This window comes from Heyndrickxia sp. FW510-T9 (assembly GCF_058781025.1).
Genome location: NZ_JBYSWK010000003.1, coordinates 70,389 through 91,434, shown reverse-complemented (window position 1 = coordinate 91,434; position 21,046 = coordinate 70,389). Strand labels below are relative to the sequence as shown.

Genomic DNA, 21,046 nt, shown 5'->3' with positions numbered 1-21,046 from the left:
ATATTCATGTCGTTGTATTGGTTTTGTACTAGGAACGACAATGAAATACTAATTTTATAGAAAGGTGCGGAGAAATTGAATACACCTAGTGGAAAACAACGAATTCAACTTGCTTTACTCTTAGGATCACTTGGACTTTTAGGACCTTTTACAATCGATACTTACTTACCTTCCTTCCCTACAATTGTAAAAGATTTTCATACAACAGCTTCCCTTGTACAAATTAGTTTAACTGCATGTTTATTAGGTCTAGGGATAGGACAATTATTTATTGGTCCATTAAGTGATGTTAAAGGTCGTCGGAAACCTTTATTATTTTTCCTTTGCTTATACTTATTAACTTCTTTAACGTGCTCGTTTGCACCTAACATCTATTTCCTTATTGGAGCTCGTTTTGTTCAAGGCTTTTCTGCAGCCGGTGGTCTTGTGGTCTCCAGAGCTGTCGTTAGGGACTTGTTCAGTGGAAAGGAACTGACGAAGTTTTTTACGTTAATGGTGTTAGTGGGTAATCTCGGTCCAATCGTTGCACCAGTTGCTGGCGGTGTCATCCTTTCTTTTACGAAGTGGAATGGGGTTTTTATAGCATTGGCTTGTATTAGTGCTGTATTAATATTCACCGTTTCATTGAAACTTAAAGAAACGTTGCCAGTGGAAAAACGGATACCAAGTAACTTGCCTCAACTCTTGAGCAACTTTGGTTCTTTATTCAAGGATCGTGAATTCATGGGATATGCATTTACTCAAGGATTTACGACTGCTGGAATTTTTGCATATGTTTCAGGTATTCCATTTGTCTATCAAAATATTTACCATGTTACTCCACAACAGTTCAGTCTCTTATTTGGAGTGAATGGCCTAGCATTAATTATCGGAAGTCAGTCAGTTGGTCGCTTAACCTACACTATTTCAGAGCGGACGTTCTTAAAGATTGGGTTAGGGATCTCTAACATAGCCGGGTTAAGTTTACTCATTGCTCTTCTATTAAAAGCACCGCTTATCGCTGTTGCTATCCCGATTTTCTTTTTTGTATTATCGATCAGTCTTATTGGAACGACGTCTTTTGCACTAGCCATTCAATCACAAGGACATATTGCGGGCAGTGCTTCCGCATTATTGGGCTTATTGCCATTTGTGCTTGGATCGTTATCTGCTCCACTTGTCGGAATAGCTGGTTCGTATACAGGAATTCCAATGGGCGTTACCATCTTTTGTTCTAGCTTACTAGCATTCCTTGCCTATTTCGTTTTAGTCAGAAGAGCTTCGGTTAGAATACAGGGTTCGAAAACGGTGGAATCGGTTTCTAAGTAGTAATTGGGATTAATGATGATGAATTTGCTGCTAAAAAGATATAATCTTAGATAACGAAAAGAGTAGTTCCTTTCATTTAGAGTTTGCGTATATTATAATAAATACAAGAATACAATAAAAAAGAACGCCGATGTTCCAGCATCAGCGTTCTAATAGCTACTCCGCAAGAAGTGCGGTGGCAAACGGCAAAAGTAACCTTCACCATTAACCGACAGGGAGGGTTACTTTTTTTTGATTATCAAAACAATCAAGGATGCAAAACTGATCATCAAAACCAGTGCCTCAAAGATTGTCATCAGCATACACCTCCATTCTTGTTGTGACATTGCCACGGGACAAGAAACGAGGATCAGGTGCCACCGCCCTCCCTGCTTATGTAGCTATTAATATATTATTATAAAACTAACTAGAAACATATGTTCTCATTTAATTTTTTGTAATTGCCTCTAACCTATGATATATTCTTTCTGGTGTCCATATACTATGGAATTACCTCACTCTACTTCCCTATGAAACTGATTGCCACCTTAAAAGAACTAAGTATTCTTCTAAATAATTTTAAAAAAGTAGAGAAAGCGAATTAGAATACACATTCACACTTGATACTGTACCACAATTATTTGTGCAATTTCATCCCATTAAAAAGCACCTGATGATTAACATCAGGTACCACAAAAAGTTTTGTATTCACAAGACGATGGTTCAGGCGGTTTAGCGTATTCCACCTGTTCTGCAGTATGTGCGTATGGATTTGCCAGAACTTCAAGCAACTTCTCCATCACACTGTAATCTCCATGTTCCGACGCTACTTCTAGTGCTTCCTCCACTCGATGGTTGCGCGGAATTACCGCTGGATTAGAGTTACGCATCAACTGTTGGGAAGAGTCTTTCGTTACCTCCTGCCTCTTTAACCGTGTCTGCCAGCGACCATTCCACTCTTCAAATTCTTTGCTGTAAAATAAATCTGTTTCTTCCTTCCGATCAAACGTTAATGCAAGAAAAGTATTTGTATAATCCGCTTTATGCTTTTCCATTAGAGTAAGGAGATCCTCAATAAGACCTTCATCCTCTTGTTCTTCGTTAAACAACCCTAGTTTTGCTCTCATTCCCTTGAGCCAATAGGATTGATACCATTTACTGAAATTCGAAATTGCATCCTGGGCAAGTTCGAGCGCTTCTTTCTCGTCATCGTGTAACAAAGGTATAAGAGTTTCCGCGAATCTTGCGAGATTCCAGGCAGCCATATATGGTTGATTACCATACGCATAACGGCCTTGAACGTCAATCGAACTGAATACAGTTGCACGGTCATAGGTATCCATAAAAGCACAAGGTCCATAATCAATTGTTTCCCCACTGATGGTCATGTTGTCCGTATTCATCACTCCATGAATAAAACCAACTAGCTGCCATTTAGAAATCAGTTCCGCTTGTCTCCTAATTACATCCCTTAGGAACGATAGATATTTGTTCTGATCAGAAACAATGTCAGGAAAATGCCGCTCTATCGCGTAATCGGCCAAAGCTCGTAAATCATCAACAGTTCCCTTGTTTAATGCATATTGAAACGTGCCAACCCGCAAATGGCTAGCAGCAATACGTGTCATGATAGCACCAGGTAGTACAGTTTCACGGATAATCGACTCTCCAGTTGATACCACTGATAGGCTACGAGTAGTTGGGATCCCAAGTGCATACATCGCTTCACTTATTATATATTCACGCAGCATCGGACCAAGTGCTGCCCTACCATCGCCACCGCGAGAATATGGTGTTCTCCCTGATCCTTTTAGTTGTATATCCACTCGCTCACCATGAGGAGTAATTTGTTCTCCAAGCAAAAGCGCTCGTCCGTCTCCCAAAATGTTAAAGTGCCCGAATTGATGACCTGCATATGCTTGAGCAAGCGGCAATCCGCCTTCTGGAATCCGATTACCAGCAAGTACTTCTACTCCTTCCTGACTTTTCAATGCCTCTTCATTTAATCCAAGTGTTGTTGCTAAAGGAGAATTGAAGATGATCATTTTTGGTGATATAACAGGATTGAGATTAATCGTACTATAAAATAACTTTGGAAGACGAGCATAACTATTGTCAAAATTCCAGCCAGTATTGGTTGATGTATTATTTGTCATTGGATCTCCTTCATTTCTTTTAACTTAGTATATGCTACATTTATTACTGCCACTATTTAAAACATGGAATTCATTGAAATGAAATATTAATTTGTTCTATTTATTCATTTTTCCATGATTTTATATTACCATTTCATCTTTATAATGACTAAAATCTAAAGAATAAATCATAATCCCATATGAAAGGTAAGATCTCTTTTTTTAAAAAGTTTGTATAACTAAAAAAGTAGTTCCCTTTCATTTTAAGGTTCCGTATATTATAATAAATATAAGAATAGAATAAATAAAGAACGCTGATGCAGCAACATCAGCGTTACAATAGCTACTCCGCAGAAGAGCGGTGGCTAATTAGAAAGGAGTAACCCTTTACCCAATTGCCAGTCAGGGAGGGTTACTTTTCTTTTATAATCATAACAATCAAAGATGCAAAACTGATCATCAAAACCAGTGCTTCGTAGATTGTCATCGGCAACACCTCCTTTCTTGTTGTGACATGATCACAAGACAAGAAACGGGAAACAGGTGCCACTACCCTCCCTACTTATGTAGCTGAATAAATTATACCATAATTTTCTTTAGAAACATATGTTCTTATTTTACTATTTTTTAGTATATTTTTATTTGTCCTCTGTAGCAAATATAAGTGCCTTTCCTCGTGATGCATTCTTCGTTTATGACCTCTAAACTCTAGTAAATCCACAAATTAATCAGTGAATACTTTTCCTAAAATCTAAAAATTAGGGTCAATTATAATATATTTATGAAAAAGCTCCAATTATTATCGATCCAACATTTTCGAGAAATTCTTTTTTATTGTACTTTTTCATCCCTATACTTGATTATTATTTACCTGTATTGCTCATCAAGCTCAATTCTCATTATCTTTTGTGCTAATTCACTACAAGATTTTATGGTGTTTTTACCAACATTATAAGTAAGTGCAAACCCTGCACCTGCGCCTACAATTGGAATTATTTTAACAACAGTCTTCAATGCTACTTTACCGGCATTTTCTAAAACGTATTTTATCACTATTTCTTTTCCAACATTGCGTAACGTTTGAATGATTAAATGGTATTTTTTCAATTCACTGGAGGCTTTACTTTCCAGTAGGTTAATTCTTTTATTTGATAATCCAAAGTTTCTACCAATTTCTTTCACCATTTTTATCGTTGAAGGAATATCGATTGCTGCTCCTAATCCGGGTATCATTATAGCACCCGCTCCTGCCGAAAGAGTTGAGTAAAGTAAAGCAGTCTTTAACGAAGCTTTTTCTTTATATCTAAGAAAGGACTCTGAGTAGCTTTTAGCATTACGAAAAAATTTTTCTTTCATTTGCTCATCCAGCTGATTGGAGATATTAAATAACAACTCATCAATCCCTTCCCCAGTCTTGGAACTAACAAATAATAAAGAAAACTCTTCTCCAAACACTTTTTTTATAAATTCATTTTCAATTTGCTTTTTCAGTTCAGAAATTGGAATTTCTTCATCATAGATGGCATCTGATTTGCTTCTAACAAAAATAACTTTTTTACCTACATCAATGGCTCTTTTGAAGAACTTTACATCCATTTCATTTAATTTTGATTCAAATATACAAATCAACACATCAAATTTATCTATTTCATACTCATCCCAATAGTTTTCATAAGCGTGTTCTTCAGGAATCCCACCGAATCCTGGAAGATCCGTAAAAATGATAGAATCATTTTCCCCCCAGGCAAACTCCGTTAACTTTACACCAGGCTTCACTCCAGCATCAGCAAGTTTTTCACCTGCTATCTTGTTCATCAATGTAGATTTACCCGCTCCAGGAGAACCGAAAAAACCAATGTACAGCTTTTCATGAAATTCTGCCTTTAATTTTGAATGTATAACATCAATTGGACTACCTGCTAAACCCATTTTCTTTAATAAACCATCCAAATTCTTGTCCCATTGAAGTGAAGTAGTATCTTTTTCACTCATATATTTCACTCCTCTGAACTAGTTATTTATTATAATTTCACATACAATTATCTATAAATTAAGATACCCAACTTTCATTGTTTTCAATAGTAAATTAATAGCCCTTGGTTAAAAATATCTATTATCACAAAATATTTTAAAATCATGATATAACCAAAATGGAAGCTTTCCATTTAAGTAATCTTGCGAAACTTATTTGCTTCCGTAAATACGAATATTAAAAATGTTATCTTATAGCTTAAAGTATACATTCTTCTCAAATGAGACGTATAAGATAGCTACTAAAATAGTAGTTTCCTTTCATTTTAATATTGGGTATATTATAATAATTATTAGAATACAATAAAAAAAAACGTCGATGTTCGAGCATCAGCGTTCCAGTAGCTACTCCGCAAGAAGAGCGGCGGCTATGGACAAAAGTAACCTTCACCATTAACCGACAGGGAGGATTACTTTTTTTTGATAATCATAACAATCAAAGTTGCAAAACTGATCATTAGTACCAGTGCCTCAAAGATTGTCGTCAGCAGCACCTCCTTTCCTTGCTGTGACATGGTCACATGACAAGAAACGGGAAACAGGTGCCACCGCCCTCCCTGCTATGTAGCTAAACTTTTCATTCCATAATCCCCAACTGAAACGTACGTTCGTTTTAGATGGGGATTATGGTATATTTTTATTTGCCATCGGTACTAAATAAGAAGGCATTTCCCCTCTTATCTTCCGTATAAAACTCATCGGCTTATTTCCTGAATGTTTTAGTAAATCAGCAAGAAACACATAAGGCGAGGTATAGATATATTCCCTCATATACTCTCTTACAAATAACGCGATTTGATGATTTCTTTTGCGATGCAAGATATATCTTATGGCCCTTTCACTAGTTTCAAAATGTAGAAAGATGAAGATACTAATACTTTAAAAGACGTAGGAAAACTTTCGGTTGTTTAAAGAATAAATAGAAGAAGTATTACCAAGTTGCTTTACTTCACAAAATAAATTTCGAAATAGCCCATTAAAATTTGAGATATAAAAGAGTAGTTTCCTTTCATTATAATATTACGCATATTATAATAAATATAAGAATACAATAAAAAAGAACGCCGATGTTCTAGCATCAGCGTTCCAATAGCTACTCCGCAGAAGAGCGGTGGCTTATAAGTCAAGAGTAACCCTTTGCCTATAGCCGAACAGGGAGGGTTACTTTTCTTTGATTATCAAGACAATCAAAGTTGCAAAACTGATCACTAAAACCAGTACCTCAAAGATTGTCATCGGCAACACCACCTTTCCTTGCTGTGACATGGCCACGGACAAGAAACGGGAAACAGGTGCCACCGCCCTCCCTGCTTATGTAGATACTATAATAATATCAAAATTAATATTACAAAAACGTATGTTCTTGTTTTTGAATTAAATATAATTAAATAATCTTAGTAAATTCTTTTCTCAGGAATTACCCCTCTCACACCACCGCGAGGATTTTCCATATCTCCTTTATATCTTGGAATCAAATGCATATGAACATAGAATACTGTCTGACCTGCAGCTTCGTTACAATTGATCCCGATATTATAACCATCCGGTTGATATTTTTCATCCAATTGCAAGTTACACTCTTTTAAAAGATCATTCATTCTTTTTCTCTCATTGTTTGTTGTATCGAAAAAGTTCGCTACGTTCTTTTCGGAATGATCAATATGTGGCCATTGTTTACCGGATAACGATCGAAAATAGCTAATGCATAATCATTTTCTTTTATAATATTTAGTGTAAAAAGGTCACAAAATGGATAAAAACTCATTGATAAATGTTTAAATAGTAGATTTTAATATAGTGAACTAAGATAGTTTTTATAATGTTTTAATGCATTACTATACATTCTATTTCCACGGGTATCTTTATCTTTAAATTCTGGTATAGAAAGATATTTTAGTTTTAATGTCTCAAGAACTATAGGGTCACTAATGTTATACAAACTTCCTTGTATAACATTATATTCAACTAATTCTCCAGAAATAGTTTCAATTGCATTAGCATACTTTGAAACTGTTGATTCTGCTAAACCCGCATTTTCAGTTAACCACTTAATAAATAGTTCTTTTCTATACAATCGTCATCTCTCTCTTTCGAGTCATTTGTAATTTCACCCATTTATAATTTTTATTTTAAAGTTCGTATATTGATAATTCAATTTTTTATACTAATATTATTTAAGTTGATATTCGGAAGTTAATTTAACTGATGACCATCCATGTTTTTGTCCTTTGCTAAACTTGACGCGAAGGTTAATTGATTCAAAATCTTTATGCCAGGCAAGAGTATTTTGAATTGCAGTAGGGGATTTAATGTATACTGATACCTCATCTTCAATTCTTGAATGCTCTTTGCAATAACTTACATTCTCATCGTAGAATGTAACTGCCATTATGGCTTTACCTAGGAGGTTTTCAATCCCCCTTTTTAATTGCTCCTGTGTTGCAATTTTTAAATTTTCACCTAGTTCTGTGGCAAGTATTTCTAAACTTTCCTTATGGCTAAGTTCACCAATTAAAAACTTCGTTTTTACTTCATTGACAACAGTTTCCATGGATCCAACATTGAAGTAGGTTGGACCAAGGATTGTTCCTATTCCTGGATTCTTAGTGGTAATTTTATTATTCTTTTTAGCAAGAGCTTTTAAAGATATTTTTTCAACAACATATTCTTTATCAACTAATAAAATTAATTGTAGATCACCAGTATCCAGTCGATCGTAAATATAGTTTTCTGGAACTAACTCAATACTTTCGATTTTAAAAGTGTCATATTTTTGATGAAGCTTTTCCCTTACAACGGAAATTATAGTTGATGTAGAACGATAAAGTTTTTTTAATACATCTGGCTTTACGAGTGAATAATACTTACTCAATAGCTCTACACATTCATCGGTTTCAACTTGAGTTACACTAGGAAATTCTTTTAGAAAATAGTAATATGTTAAAGCTTCGTGACACTTCCCAATTGCATTACTACTATTAGGGGTCTGTAAATATTGATGAGAATTAATTAAATCTAACATTTTTTCTAATGTAAAATAATTTATTGATACTTTTTCGGACTCATTTGGAAATTTATCATAACTTGCAGCCAGTTTTATCGAAGAAATAGGACTACTCTCGAATTTAAATCTTAGTGTTAAAGCTATTTCTCCGAATTTAATTCCAACCGTATTTTTTCCAGACTTATATATTTGAATATCTTTAAATTGAGGAGTTCCCGGGTTAAATTGCTCAACATAAACGTCATTCTCTTTCTTTCCATAACTTGTTACAATATTAACATCCTCCGTCATAAAAAATGCATTATATGCGTGAAAAAAACCTTCACTTTTTTTGTTGTAAAAATCTGTTAGTAAGAGAAAACAAGATTCTCTTAGACTATATAAAAATGTTTCCCTATATGGATTAATTTCATCTGTAAATTTTGGAAAGTACCCTGATACTAGTTTTTTTAACTCCTTTTTATCTTTTAAATAATGTTCCCCTATTTTTAATTTTACAAGGCTAGATAGGTAGTCTTGATACTCTTTATCAAACATTCGATTAAACATTTCCTGTAAAGTATTAGATAAAAAATATTTAGAAAAAAAACTTTTTGCTCCGGGATTTTTCGGCTGGATTCTTCCTCCTTTTTTAATCAAAAAAAGATTAACTGATATTTTTTTATTTTTACCAATATACAATTCTATGTCTTTAGACCGATCAGGGTTATCTGAATCGAATTTATAATTTACTGACTCAATATTTGGAAACATATTTCTAATAAAATTTACTGTTTTACTAACCGTCAATGGAAAATAATCAATTGGTTCATTTTTTATGTATTGTTGTAAGGCTTTATAAACCGATTTGACATGGTTATCTCCAATTAACCTAGGATTCCTTTTCACAAATTTCACCTCTGCTTAATTATAACTTAAATAACAATTACTGTTAATCAATTATAATATAGTAGAAAAAACTGGCCTTGCCCAGATAGAGATGATAGAATAATATTAGATTATTATTTATTGGGAGGTATGAACAAAAGTGAAAGTTGAAGAAAGAGGACGAGCTAAATACCGCCCTATAAAAGATTTCGATCCAAAACAGGTAAAACAGCTTCTACTTGATAAAATAAAAGAGGAACAGGAAAGAATCCAAAGTATAAAAACATATAATCAGCTCCCCGAACTTGATTATCGTGAAGATAAAATAAATGTCATAAGCTTGTTTTCCGGATGTGGAGGATTAGACTTAGGGGTTGAATTAGCAGGTTTAATTGCCGTTATTGGAGAAGAAAAAGCACGTGATGCTTTTAAAGATAAAGAATGGTTTAATTCCTTAAGAAAAGACAGTATCTTTCATACCATTTATACAAACGACCTATTTAAAGAAGCAAATGAATCCTACAAAATAAATTTTCCACCTGTTTTTCAACAACAAATTGATATACGGCAGGTAAAGGAATTTCCAAAAGCTGATCTAGTCCTAGGAGGGTTCCCTTGCCCTGGCTTTAGTGAAGCTGGTCCAAGGTTAATTGATGATGAAAGAAATTTCTTATATATTCATTTTATTCGATGCCTTTTACAGGCTAAACCTTTTGCATTTATTGCGGAAAACGTAAAAGGTATGATGACTTTGGGTAAAGGCGAAGTTATAAAGCAAATTATGCAAGATTTTGCTTCAGCAGGTTATAACGTAAAATTCAAATTAGTAAATGCACGTGACTACGGAGTACCTCAATCGAGGGAAAGAGTTTTTATAGTTGGAATTCGTGATGATTTGGATTTTGAATTTGTTCACCCAGAACCTACTCATGGTAATGGAAAACTGACTTATGTTACTTTAAAGGATGCTATTGGAGATCTAGAATCAAATCCTGGTGAATGGTTTGAAGGTGGATTCTCACCTATTTATTTATCTCGTAATAGGAAGAAAAAATGGAGTGATCAAAGTTTTACTATTCAAGCATCCGGTAGGCAAGCGCCACTTCATCCAAGCGGACCTGAAATGCGAAAAATAGGACCAGATAAATGGGAACTTCCTGGTGAAGAGTCTCTTCATCGACGTTTATCTGTTAAAGAAATTGCTCGAATTCAAACTTTTCCAGATTGGTTTATATTTTCGGATGGAAAAAATATGAATGTCCAGAAAAATAATAGATTGGACAAACAGTATAAACAAATTGGTAATGCCGTCCCTGTTATGTTAGCTAATGCAATGGCTATACCATTAGCTAAATGGGCAAAAGATAACAAGCATTTAATTAGACAAGATTCTTTAATTTTAAAATAGAATTGAATATACTAAGCCTTACTTAGTTTGTAAGGTTTTTTTCATTTTTTTTTTAAAAGTTTCAACTTCAAACGTTGGATAAGCCGGAAGCAAATTTACTTTATCTTTATGCATTATGATCACCCACTTTGGAATTCTATAGTTACGGCCATAATATTCCATATTTTACCATTTGTACATTTATGTTCTTTTACAGGAAGTACAAGAGACGGTCTTATCCTCTATTACTTGCAATTGCTATACACAATTATTTTTCAAATCGAGAAAAAATATGTTGAGAATTAAACTGAACGCATCTCCTCGCTATACTTGTTTTTTAGACAACTAAAGTATTTAAGAATGAATGTAGTACTGTTTTTTTTCAATTGTTTAAAAACCACAACCACTATAATAAAACTTCAAGTAAAGAAACCAGCTTTTTCAAAAGCTGGTTCCAGTGTTAAATTAATTTATTTGTGCAGGGCATCAGAATTTTGGTTAACCATATATTGTGGTTAATATATTTCCACTAAAACAATTCTCATTTTTATCGCTGGTTAAATTGTAGATGCTAAGAAAACTACCTTCTATGATTCGATGCCTATCAGGTTTTAGTCCCCTGATTTTATATGTGTAAAGACCTGACTTAATTTTAAGCAAATAGGTGCCGTTGCCTAATGTAGACAGGCTTTCAAATTGCCCTCTAATATCGTTGTTCCATTTTAATTGGGGATATTTCTCTCTTTCTTTCCAATAAGTATTACATAGTGGTCGGACACTGCAATATCGGCAATTTTCAGGAACTGGTTTGGCTAAATGTTTTTGCAATTCCGTTTGATCGTTAAATCTTATTATCAAATTATTAACACGATGAAACAATTCTTTTGCTTGGTTTAGTAACGTAATACATTCATCTTTGTTGTAATTAATTGAAAACTCTTCCCCATTAAGACCCTGAATTTTTAACGTACTAGGCCATTCATTTAAATTTTCATAAAATATAGCTGCATATATGAAGATCTGATATTTATAAGCGTCTTTAACTTCCATTGTGTCCTTATCAATAATTGCCCCTGTCTTATAATCAATTATTTCATAACCTGATTCTGTTAATAAGACCCTATCTAAATAGCCGCCTACTACACCATCTGTAGTCTGAAACCAGCTTTCAATTCCTTGAAATAAATTAGAAGTGGATTTACATTCTGTTCTTCTATTAATTATTAAACTTGATGCTTTATTAAACAGTACCCTTTTTCTAACCTCAAATTGCTTAACTGTTTTGCTCAAAGGAATCAAATGCTTTTCTCTTTCAGACATTAACATGTACTGTTCTACCTCTGATACTGTTGTTAACCATCCATTTTCAAAATCATCTGACCCATTGATTAATCCTGATCCAACTTTTTGTAAAAACGAATGTGCAGCAAGGCCAAAATACTTATTCGGCAATGAAGGAAGTAGTTTTTCCAACCCATTAGATACTAATACTTCTCGATAGCTGCATAATTGCATATCAAAAAATCTACTTGCTGATATCCTTTTTATTGGACTTAGGGTTATGGATGATGGGATATTACCACCAGGCATCATTATCATCATCCAAATTTCCTCCTAATGCTTCATGGCACCACCCAGGGCGCCTTGCAAGATTAAAAGTATCAATAAAATCGATGGTGTCCATATTAGCACCTACAGCCACTACAGCATCTGCTAACATTCCAACAGGGTTTTTTAAGTCCCATAGAGGATGAACGATAATAATATTTCTATTTCCTGCTTTTATTCCTGGTATTCCTGCCCATTCGGTTAATTCATAATGGAAATAATCAGCAAATTGTTTAGCCAGCATCTTTGCAAAGCCAATCCACCCTTTTAATTCTGGAGTTGAAAAATCTCCATTTAGCCCACACTGGTATTTTTTTTCATAGATACTCCTTAAAAAAGCAAGCCCCAAACGCCAATCCAATAATCCATGGTACTGCATATTTCTATAATTCATTAAACAACTATAACATGCGGTAACGCATTGATGCCTTTCACTTATTAAATAGTCCATAAATGAGTGCTTTCCATTTGGTTCCACAATATTTTTTAACACGGTTATCCAATTATTTTCTAACCAACGTACAAAACCTGCACCATTTGGCAACCTATCACTAAAGATTATTTCTCCAACAAAACTGCCATTACCAACTTCAGACCTTAAACACTGGGATATTTCTATTTCATCGGCATCTATATCTAATTCTTCTGAAACCACAGAGCGGAGCAAAAATCCTGCTGAATATAGGGACGCTTTGGTCGTTATATTGATAGGGTCAAGATTTAAACCTTTATTATTTGAAATTGGCTTTATTCTTAATAAATCAGTTGTTTTAGCACTAGCAATGCCTAATTCTTCACTTGTAATGAAATCCTGATCACTTGTATACCTATAATCTTCAAGTATCCATTGACCTTTAAAGGTAAAATGTTTTAAAATTCTGTCACTAGTATTTCTTGTATAATTAGTAGTTATTTGACCGCCTTTAAATAAGTTCCCGTTGTTGTCATTAATTCTCCAAACACGACCATCATTGTTTAAACTAACCTGAGAATTGGTGCCTATTACATTATTAAATACAACCTGTTTTCCTTCAGCAATACTCGAGGGAGCTCCTGAAACAGCCCCTTCTTCTTCTCTAGCATCTTTTCCCTTTGAATAATCGGTTCTAAATGCTAGGGGTATTGCAACATTATATATTTTAAATTTTTCTCCTATACTTTCACCACAGTTAAAGCATTCTTCCAAGTTTTCTTCTACCTTCATATAACCACAATTTGCACAGTGCGCAATTTGATACCTATTTTTCTGTGGTAATGGATCTTCAACAGATGATTGCCATTTTCCTTTTATTTTTAGAAGGGGAGCAGTGAATCCTACTGATGTGTGAATTGCCTTATCTTTTGTTTTCTGAGCTCCAGGAGCAAATTCACTTATAGCCAATTCTATATCTCTATCAATGGTAAAAGGTTCATTTGTTTTGCTATCAAATCCATGATACAAAAGCCTTGTACGAGTAGGCATACCAAACATCGGCAGTTTTGCCCCTTCCGAAAGGCACTCTGCAAGCCCTTCCCCAACTAATTCGGGATTACTTGCACATTCATCAATTTCCTTTATTAAGTCGTTTTGAACATATTTTAAAAACTTTTCTACTGTTATGTTATCTGCTTGCCAACTTGGAATTAAGCAACCAATAATGTCTTTAATCTCTTTTTTATTAAACTTTAGCCAGTTATCAATGTTATCCCTATAATCCTCCCATTTAGTTTTACAACCAAATTCTCCGTGTGAATCTGGAGGGTTTTCCGGTCCATCCCACCATCGGAGACCAATAGCTTTAAAAGCTTTCCTTAAACTTTCTTTTACTAAGAGCCTCTTAATTATAGGGGGTTGCTCAATCGTAACAAACGGGACTGGAGGTGGGTCACCTGTTATAGCAGACGGATTCTCAAAATAATGGTCATCATGGCTTCTGCCTCCCCGACATAGTGTTAATACATATGAGAAAGCTTGACCTCTTCGCCCAGCACGACCTACACGCTGTTGGTAATTGAACCGCATTGGCGGCATATTTCCAAGCATCACTGCTTGGAGACTACCAATATCAACGCCTACCTCCATAGTTGTGGTAACACTTAGAATATCAATCTCGTCTACTTCTTTAACATTGTTGCTTCCCTCGGTATTCATTAAAATGCCTCTAAATAACCGTTGCCGTGCCGCCTGGTCATCTGTTTGGGCGGTTAATTCTTCCGCATGTAATCTGATAGGCGCTCTGTCATCTGTTGCCATGTGCGCCAAATAATTTTGCAGCATTAAATCCCGGCATGTGCCCTTAATTTCATTTGGGATTTCTGTATTACAATTAGTGCAAATATTTGCTGATAAATGTAGATGTGGTCTTTTACAATTAGGGCATTCCCAATAAGTGTCATTTTCCTCTGCAACTTTTATTAGCAGTTTATCCGTAGAAATAATAGCTCCAAAATGTCCTGATTTTATTAATAGCTCAAGGACTTTTTCTCCAACAGCCGAGTGGGCGCTCGAAGGGAGGTCTAATTTCGCGCAAACGCTGCTTATATATTGCTTTACTGAACTTTTCGCATTTTTGTATTCAACCCAGTCATCTAGGCGATAATCGGACCCCTCATGTCGATAAAGATCACCAAGTATTCTCAGAACTGAATTACAAATTTCTTTCAATTTACTGGACTCAATTCTTAGTGAACTTGAGGTAGCCTCCAATAAAGCATCTTCAATGTTGATAATGGGGTATCCAAGCCCAGAAGATTCAAATCCGAAATACAATCTGCTGAATAACAACTCAGATAATTCTTTTCGGATCTTAGTATATATTTGGTTCTTATAAGAATCCGCCTCAGGCGGTAAATTGCTCCGCCACTTTTTATGTTCAAAATCAAAAAGTTCCGTCCAGCGGTGATCATGATTTCCCCACCAATAAGATTGATGTTTAATATCGTTCCCAGCTGGGTTTACCCCTAAACCTAGAAGCCTAAATATTATTCTTCCACAATCATCTGTAGACGTTGTATTGATTAACTCATTGCAGGGTACGATTAATGTTTTCCTCTTAATACGAATTTGTTCTAACTCAGCTAAAGCTGCTTCATAAAATCTCCTGAATGCCGGAGGCGGCACTTCTTTTGTTTGTTCCAATAATTCAGTAATTCTTTGTTTCGCCATAGGATAAGCACTGATATATTGCATAGAAACAGATGAGAGTGGATTCCCCAGTTCTAAATCTGCTAAAAGTTGCGTTTCTCCAATTGTAGCTAAACGAAGTTCATCTACCACCACTTCTCTGAATAAATCTTTGTAGTGATTACGTTCAACTCCATTTGATATTTGAGCTGCATCTTCCCTGCTATCCGAAAAAACTACTAACTTTTTTTCAGTCGTTTCAGATAGTTGGTGGAACAATTCTTTAGATAGAATTTGGCTAACTTTTGAAAAACCCGTACGGAAACCCCGAATTGGGCTAGTTAAATATTTTCTTTTTGAGTAATCAGCACAACAACAAGGGCAGATAGATGGCAAGGCCTTAAAGTCCTCTGTCTCATCATTATTAATAATAAAATTATAACCTTTAATATTAATAGATGGATTCTCAATCGCATCTTCATGAGTCATCTTAACTCTGCCAGTTAATGAACTAAGGCTAGCCGGCTTCCATTCACCCTTTTCCTTACCCCATTCCTTTTTTCTTTTTGGTTGATTCCATGAGTAAGATTCTTTATGTATTTCTTCAGCTTCTGTCACGGGCCAAAAAATTGTATACTCATCGTATTTTTTATGTTCAACCATATTCTTTTTATTACGGTCAGGTATTCCTTCTATATCAGGGGATGTTATAAGCATCTCAAATTCACCATTTTGCAATACCAATCGATTACCACCGTAAAAAACCGTTCCACATTGTTCACAATATAAGAGATCTAGTATCCGTCTTCCCTTATCATCAATGATGCTTGGTCTTGAAAACAATTTCCCTACTGATCTCGTTTTAATATCGATGCCTTCTCTTGATGTGGAAGCCCATAGCCCTTCTATATTCCTAAAAAACCAATGGAAACGAAAGGATGGTAAACTGCTGCTCTTATCACGCGTATCACAAAGAGCCCTGGCCTTAAATAATCCACTAACTGCATTTTTTCTTTCATTATTACTTACATTTGGTCCAAATATTTTTTTTGTGTAATCACTTATTGATACAGCCCGTATTTTATCGCCGCTCTTACACGCATTTAGAAGTACATTAGTTAAATTCAATTCCTCAGATTCCAAAAATTCTTTTAGTGTTGCAGCACTTTGACCTTTAAAACCCAAACTAGTTAATAGGTTGTTAATTGCTAGGTCAGTATTTTGTTCAATCTCTTCATTAAATTGAATAAACGGTTTCGATGGCAGGAAAAGGCCATTATTGGAAGACGGTATACTTTCTGGTGTACCTGAAATAATTTCAAATTTTTCCCCATCTATTCCAAAAAAGTCCTTTAAAAACTTCCTACTATCAACATCATCTGGTTCAAGAGATGCACTTGATGCTAAAATACGCAACTGCGGGTGGTCAGGTTTTAAATCTAAACGCTTTAGCAATAGTTTTAATAGGTAAGAAACTTCTGCACCTGATGTACCGCGATACATATGCAATTCATCGATTATTAAATGAAAAGTATTATCTTTGCTTTCTTTTAGCCATCTCTTTGTCTCTTCAAATATTCCATCATCCACTTCACGCATCATCATTATGCTTAGCATTGAATAGTTAGTAATTAATATATCCGGTGGGGAATCTTGCATGTCCCATCGGGATCTCATTTCTGAACCATCTAGTCTCGGGAAAAAAAACGGGATTTCACGATCGCCTGTCACTTTAGAATATTGAAGAGCAGAAATGCTTGTATTCTCTATTTCTTTCAGTTTATTTGCCAGTTCTTCTATTTTATCCTTATTCGGATTTCCTGTTTTTTTATATTCATGACCTGCGACAGGAGTCATTCCGTTATATCTGCCAAAATAAATTTTATTTCCCCCAAGGTACTGATCATAGTATTTTCTGGCATTTTCAGAGTCTAATGCCTTTCTTAAGCGGGTTAATTGATCCTCAACTAATGCATTCATTGGGTATAATATCAAAGCACGAACACCAGATTGCCTTGTCTCATGCTTCCTTTGAGGAACCCGATAAGACCTATTAATTCTATGGGTTTTTCCAACTTGAGGATTGCACTGATTTTGCCACTTTGAGCTTTTCCACCAATCGTCGGCATGGATTTCTTTTTTGCTAATAGGTCTCCACTTACTTGCTTCTTTAGACAAATATGCAAAAAGAGGCAATAAAAATGATTCAGTTTTACCTGATCCTGTCCCTGAAGTTATAACACAATGCTTTGAAGATAACGCTTCCGTTAGCATCCGCGCTTGGTGGGTATATAAGGGAATTTCAGGATTAAAAAGACCACATTGTACCAAATTTTTAAATTTATTAATGTCTTCCGGAGTGAAGTTAGGAAGATCTTTGTTGGTTAGATCCTTTACTCTCTTGTTAGAACTTTTATACCTTGGCAAGGGTTCAATCCATGGATCTTGTGCTAGAACACCTGGGTTTAAAAACAATTCCTCTCTCTCTTTTTCTAGTGAAGGGAAACTTGTGCCAAATGCCGTCTTAATATATCTAGTAAAATTCTGCTTAATCTCCTCAAAAGCTTCTATTGGACTACTCATTTCTATTCCTCCTAACTAAGGTTAGCTTCCAATAAATCAAGCCCTAATTTCTTTGATATCTCTAACGCTAGAGTATCCGAAACACCATCGTAAACAGTGATATTCATATTTTCATTTAAATCTCCTACCTGCTTTCGCAATATTTTATTTCTGGGCAGAAATCCTGTTGAAAAAATCGCAGCATTAGAAAGTTGATTTGGCAGCGGTAAAATAGATGGGACTGCAAAACGCTTCTTAACTGAATCAAATAAAAGCACCTTTGAATTATAATGGTTTAGAATTACATATCTCCCCCATGAAATATCAACAGCCGCTGCATTTTTTTTCAACCAAATCCATGTGTAATTTTGTTGTGACATAGGATTCGTGTATTTAACTAACCTTATTTCATCAGAACATTCAAATTGCCGAAAATATAAGTTTTTTCGGCAGAAAACAGTTTTTTTCCAATTTGGTTCATAGACATAATTATATGTAAGAGAGTTTTTAACTTCGCTTACGCTCGGTGAGCAGCCTAATAAACAGTATGAAGCTGGAATTTCTATATTCCCCTCAAGTTTCATTTTTTTAACAACCTGTTTAAGAATTCCTATGTTTTTAGCCTCTACAAATATAGACTTTGGAAAAAGAGCGTTCTTTGCTGTAGGTAAATCTATGAATGAAACGTTAATTTTGTCAGAATTTTTCTTTTCTAGTCTGGCAAGGCGGTTTATCATCTCTATAGACCTTCCTCCAGCTAAAACTATCCGTGGTAATCCCCTGATAGGTAATAATGCAAATGAAGGTGGGCAAATTAAAACTTGTCTTTTAGTATAATCTACTTCACAATGCCCCATTGCCTCTAATTCTCTTAAAATATTATAGTGGGAATATTCAAGTCGTTGTTGTTCATCTCCATTAAACATTTGCTTAAGAAGAATATCATAAACCTCTTTAAATTTTTCAATAGTAACTTTACCCATTACACTCAAAACAGTAAGAATATCATCGGACATTTTTTGCCACCTCAAGATAGCTTACCCATAAGTCCTTTAAGGGAGGAAATTCAGGATTTTTTATTGACTTTTTCATTTTACACATCACTGTTTTCCATTGTCTTAAATCTTTTTTATAATATATTTGGTTATTGATTTGGCATTCCTCTATTTTTTTCATAGAACAAAAATTAGCCTGCCACTTTCTTCTTTTTATCCTACATATAGCCCATACAGGTTCCCACTCTAATTTTATTTCAGTTTTGCCTTGCCAGTGGTAAATTTCCCCTGGTTGTTGCCCTATAAATATAATTTCGTTATATGAAAACGTTGGTAAGGTGTATTCCTTTTCAAATGGAATAAAATCTTTATTATATACATTTACTCCTATCACTACTGGATTATCCCCATTTTCTTGCAATCCCGCAGTATCAAGGTACCTTTTCTTGTTACCATTAAATATTCTGGAGTTAGTAACTATAAAATTTGTTCGTCTAATTTCAATGCCTTCATTTAATATATTTATAGTTAGCGTTTGATCTATTGGCAAATCTTCTGGAAGTTCCCAATATTCATTCTCAGTATTAAATTTAAGGGGTTTATCATTCAAAAAGGGAATTTCCGTCCCAATATTATTTTCTATTAACAGTTTGGGTGGAGCTGCTTTTAAGTAAGTATTTCCTTTTCCTAAACGAATCCCATCCACAAGACGAATATTAATTTCGCTACCAATAGTCAGTTCAGGTATGCCTATACATGATTTACTTGGATTAATGCCTGAAAATAAACTCCAACCAGAGGGCAAACCCTGGTAATTAATTTCACGGAATGATTCACAAGATTTTTCCCCCCACTCCATAATGTTATAAACATGAGTTTTATTACAAAGTAAAATAAACCGAGAGCCTCGTTCCAATCGAGCAATTTCAACTAAATTATTAGGCAAGCCAAATTTCTTTCCTTCTGCAAAAACACGCACGCTAGTTCCTTTTAAAGTGCATTTCCATCTATTATTTCGATCTTCAAAATGCTCTCCATTTAACCAATCTAAGGAAGTTCCATTTAATATCGGACCTTCTTCACTTCTAAGCTCAGAAGACCAATTTTCAATACTTCGTGTACAATGAAATAATCCTAAACTTCCCTTTCTCTGGAAAAATAAGAATTCATCAGGAAATTCATTTTGGGCATTTATCCTTAAACTAAACGTAGACTTTTTTGTGACCTTATTTAAGTTTAAGCAAATTTTTAATCGAGCCCTAGCAAAAGTATTAGTATCTAAGAACTCTTCCGGTAAAGAACCATCCCATTGGTTTAATTCATCGATAACCAAATCTTGCAACGCTTGCAATAAATGTTTATCTTTTTCCTGCAAATTTAGCAGCCTTTTTGTTTTCTTTGCTAAGATGTCCTGACCATGATCTAGCAAAATATTTCGAATTGTTTCGTTATCGGGGAAGTCAGAAGAAATAATACCTGCTCTATTAAATATTAAAGGAAGGTTTTTCCTTTCCTTACTTGAAATAATAGTTTGAGACTGAGGTAAGCCAACATGCCTTAAATTCCCACGAACTCTAACATTAAAACGACCCAATTCTTCAAACTTATCTTCTTTACTCCATTTTTCCAAATCCATCCACAAATTAATCATTTGATGAAAGGATGGATATTGCCCTCCCCCTTCTTCTTCTCCTAATAAAGATCGAAGCTTTGGGTAATATGCATTTGGGGAGTAGTTCTCATCTTCTACATAGCCAGCTAATACAAATAAAGCTAGGTAACCTATATAAGGAGGGTATTTTAACTTCTTCTTAGATCTCCAATTTTCATATGTTTTAAATGCCTTTCTACAAATCCCTGAATTACTCCTGACATTAACCCATGGAAGCCCTTCGATAACAGATGAAATAAAATCATTCATGTTCTTACCGATTTTACTTCCAATTTCATTTATTAAAGTCTCATCTACAAATAGTAGAACTTCCTTTCCATCCATATCTTCATTAAAAAAATTTTCTGCAATCAAATCGTTCCATTTTATATATGACAATTTCTACCTCCTCTCTA

General features: G+C 34.7%; 15 protein-coding genes and 1 pseudogene. 3 read left to right on the top strand and 13 right to left on the bottom strand.

Annotated features, from left to right (window positions below):
- Positions 1-75: 75 nt before the first annotated feature.
- Complete coding sequence (locus AC3WJF_RS02740) at positions 76-1,308, top strand: multidrug effflux MFS transporter (protein ID WP_492449571.1); 1,233 nt, start codon at positions 76-78, stop codon at positions 1,306-1,308.
- A 221-nt stretch (positions 1,309-1,529) separates the two neighbouring features.
- On the opposite strand, the gene AC3WJF_RS02735 is transcribed toward AC3WJF_RS02740, so the two are convergent.
- The 6 genes and pseudogenes from AC3WJF_RS02735 to AC3WJF_RS02710 form a co-directional block, all read right to left on the bottom strand.
- Positions 1,530-1,604 carry a putative holin-like toxin gene (locus AC3WJF_RS02735; RefSeq protein WP_492449656.1) on the bottom strand — a complete coding sequence of 25 codons (75 nt, stop codon included), beginning with the start codon at positions 1,602-1,604 and terminating at the stop codon, positions 1,530-1,532.
- A gap of 366 nt (positions 1,605-1,970) precedes the next feature.
- Positions 1,971-3,443 carry a protein adenylyltransferase SelO gene (locus tag AC3WJF_RS02730; RefSeq protein ID WP_492449570.1) on the bottom strand — a complete coding sequence of 491 codons (1,473 nt, stop codon included), beginning with the start codon at positions 3,441-3,443 and terminating at the stop codon, positions 1,971-1,973.
- Between the two features lie 391 nt (positions 3,444-3,834).
- Entirely contained in the window at positions 3,835-3,909 is a 75-nt protein-coding gene (locus AC3WJF_RS02725; protein ID WP_492449655.1) for a putative holin-like toxin, read from the bottom strand.
- 380 nt (positions 3,910-4,289) lie between these two features.
- Positions 4,290-5,414 carry a GTPase gene (locus AC3WJF_RS02720; RefSeq protein WP_492449569.1) on the bottom strand — a complete coding sequence of 375 codons (1,125 nt, stop codon included), beginning with the start codon at positions 5,412-5,414 and terminating at the stop codon, positions 4,290-4,292.
- A gap of 449 nt (positions 5,415-5,863) precedes the next feature.
- The gene (locus AC3WJF_RS02715; RefSeq protein ID WP_492449568.1) at positions 5,864-5,968 is read right to left on the bottom strand and encodes a hypothetical protein; all 105 of its coding nucleotides are present in this window, start codon (positions 5,966-5,968) and stop codon (positions 5,864-5,866) included.
- A gap of 109 nt (positions 5,969-6,077) precedes the next feature.
- Positions 6,078-6,302 (bottom strand): annotated as a pseudogene (locus tag AC3WJF_RS02710) (hypothetical protein); the annotation flags it as partial.
- A 322-nt stretch (positions 6,303-6,624) separates the two neighbouring features.
- On the opposite strand from AC3WJF_RS02710, the gene AC3WJF_RS02705 reads away from it, so the two are divergent.
- Positions 6,625-6,831, top strand: a complete 207-nt coding sequence (locus AC3WJF_RS02705) for a hypothetical protein (RefSeq protein WP_492449567.1) — start codon at positions 6,625-6,627, stop codon at positions 6,829-6,831.
- A 16-nt stretch (positions 6,832-6,847) separates the two neighbouring features.
- Here AC3WJF_RS02705 and AC3WJF_RS02700 read toward each other — a convergent pair whose 3' ends face one another.
- The 3 genes from AC3WJF_RS02700 to AC3WJF_RS02690 all read right to left on the bottom strand — a co-directional run bounded on the left by AC3WJF_RS02700 (position 6,848) and on the right by AC3WJF_RS02690 (position 9,345).
- Positions 6,848-7,051 carry an HIT family protein gene (locus AC3WJF_RS02700; protein ID WP_492449566.1) on the bottom strand — a complete coding sequence of 68 codons (204 nt, stop codon included), beginning with the start codon at positions 7,049-7,051 and terminating at the stop codon, positions 6,848-6,850.
- A 191-nt stretch (positions 7,052-7,242) separates the two neighbouring features.
- Entirely contained in the window at positions 7,243-7,527 is a 285-nt protein-coding gene (locus AC3WJF_RS02695; protein ID WP_492449565.1) for a hypothetical protein, read from the bottom strand.
- Positions 7,528-7,623: 96 nt separating this feature from the next.
- Positions 7,624-9,345, bottom strand: coding sequence for a hypothetical protein (locus tag AC3WJF_RS02690; RefSeq protein WP_492449564.1), 1,722 nt, complete (start codon positions 9,343-9,345; stop codon positions 7,624-7,626).
- Between the two features lie 139 nt (positions 9,346-9,484).
- Between AC3WJF_RS02690 and AC3WJF_RS02685 the strand changes: the two genes are divergently transcribed.
- A complete protein-coding gene (locus tag AC3WJF_RS02685) occupies positions 9,485-10,732 on the top strand; it encodes a DNA cytosine methyltransferase (protein WP_492449563.1) in 1,248 nt (415 codons plus the stop codon).
- Between the two features lie 477 nt (positions 10,733-11,209).
- Here AC3WJF_RS02685 and AC3WJF_RS02680 read toward each other — a convergent pair whose 3' ends face one another.
- The 4 genes from AC3WJF_RS02680 to AC3WJF_RS02665 are packed head-to-tail and all read right to left on the bottom strand — an operon-like array spanning position 11,210 to position 21,029.
- Entirely contained in the window at positions 11,210-12,313 is a 1,104-nt protein-coding gene (locus AC3WJF_RS02680; protein ID WP_492449562.1) for a PD-(D/E)XK nuclease family protein, read from the bottom strand.
- The gene (locus AC3WJF_RS02675) at positions 12,288-18,005 is read right to left on the bottom strand and encodes a DEAD/DEAH box helicase (RefSeq protein WP_492449561.1); all 5,718 of its coding nucleotides are present in this window, start codon (positions 18,003-18,005) and stop codon (positions 12,288-12,290) included. The genes AC3WJF_RS02680 and AC3WJF_RS02675 overlap by 26 nt, the downstream gene beginning before the upstream one ends.
- Positions 18,006-18,016: 11 nt before the next feature.
- Positions 18,017-19,000: a hypothetical protein gene (locus AC3WJF_RS02670; RefSeq protein WP_492449560.1), complete on the bottom strand. Its 984-nt coding sequence runs from the start codon at positions 18,998-19,000 to the stop codon at positions 18,017-18,019.
- The gene (locus tag AC3WJF_RS02665) at positions 18,990-21,029 is read right to left on the bottom strand and encodes a hypothetical protein (RefSeq protein WP_492449559.1); all 2,040 of its coding nucleotides are present in this window, start codon (positions 21,027-21,029) and stop codon (positions 18,990-18,992) included. The genes AC3WJF_RS02670 and AC3WJF_RS02665 overlap by 11 nt, the downstream gene beginning before the upstream one ends.
- Between the last annotated feature and the right edge of the window lie 17 nt (positions 21,030-21,046).

What these genes read in the sequence shown, in the direction of transcription:
- AC3WJF_RS02730 (WP_492449570.1), bottom strand. Translation starts at nt 3,443, where the DNA reads ATGACAAATAATACATCAACCAATACTGGCTGGAATTTTGACAATAGT.
- AC3WJF_RS02720 (WP_492449569.1), bottom strand. Translation starts at nt 5,414, where the DNA reads ATGAGTGAAAAAGATACTACTTCACTTCAATGGGACAAGAATTTGGAT.
- AC3WJF_RS02715 (WP_492449568.1), bottom strand. Translation starts at nt 5,968, where the DNA reads ATGTCACAGCAAGGAAAGGAGGTGCTGCTGACGACAATCTTTGAGGCA.
- AC3WJF_RS02700 (WP_492449566.1), bottom strand. Translation starts at nt 7,051, where the DNA reads ATGAATGATCTTTTAAAAGAGTGTAACTTGCAATTGGATGAAAAATAT.
- AC3WJF_RS02680 (WP_492449562.1), bottom strand. Translation starts at nt 12,313, where the DNA reads ATGATGATAATGATGCCTGGTGGTAATATCCCATCATCCATAACCCTA.
- AC3WJF_RS02675 (WP_492449561.1), bottom strand. Translation starts at nt 18,005, where the DNA reads ATGAGTAGTCCAATAGAAGCTTTTGAGGAGATTAAGCAGAATTTTACT.
- AC3WJF_RS02670 (WP_492449560.1), bottom strand. Translation starts at nt 19,000, where the DNA reads ATGTCCGATGATATTCTTACTGTTTTGAGTGTAATGGGTAAAGTTACT.